The organism is Pedococcus sp. P1_H8, assembly GCF_056405175.1.
Map to the genome: position 1 here is coordinate 1 of NZ_JBFUCP010000079.1, position 584 is coordinate 584.

Here is a 584-nt window from a genome sequence, read left to right on the forward strand (position 1 = left end):
GACCGGGTGACCGGGGCCCGGGTGATCGCCGACTTCATCCGCGGCGAACGGGCCGCGGCGAGGATCGCCGGCCGCAGCGGGTTGCCCAACGCCCCGGACACGGCGATCAGTCCCGCGGTCCCATGTGCGGGTACCGATAGTCGGTCGGCGGGACGAAGGTCTCCTTGACCGTGCGGGCCGACGTCCAGCGCAGCAGGTTGATCGGCGAGCCGGCCTTGTCGTTGGTGCCCGATGCCCGCGCCCCGCCGAACGGCTGCTGCCCCACCACCGCGCCGGTCGGTTTGTCGTTGACATAGAAGTTTCCCGCCGTGAATCGTAGTGCGGCACCGGCTCTCTCGATCGCCGCCCGGTCGTCGGCGATCACCGAGCCGGTGAGCGCGTACGGGGCGGTGGTGTCGACGATGTCGAGGACCGACTCGAACGCGTCGGGCGCCGAGTCGTCGTAGACGTACAACGAGAGCAGCGGTCCGAAGTACTCGGTGGCGAAGCACTCGTCGCCGGGGTCGTCCGCGAGCAGCACAGTGGGCCTGACGAAGAAGCCCTCGGTGTCGTCGTACTTCCCGCCGACGGCGACACTCACCCCC

Annotated in this window: 1 protein-coding gene; it reads right to left on the reverse strand. The window is 70.0% G+C overall.

Going from position 1 to position 584, the window contains the following annotated elements; translation table 11 throughout:
• Positions 1–106: 106 nt before the first annotated feature.
• The coding region (locus AC1DYG_RS18935) for an aldehyde dehydrogenase family protein (protein WP_477641412.1) at positions 107–584 on the reverse strand (478 nt) is incomplete at its 5' end.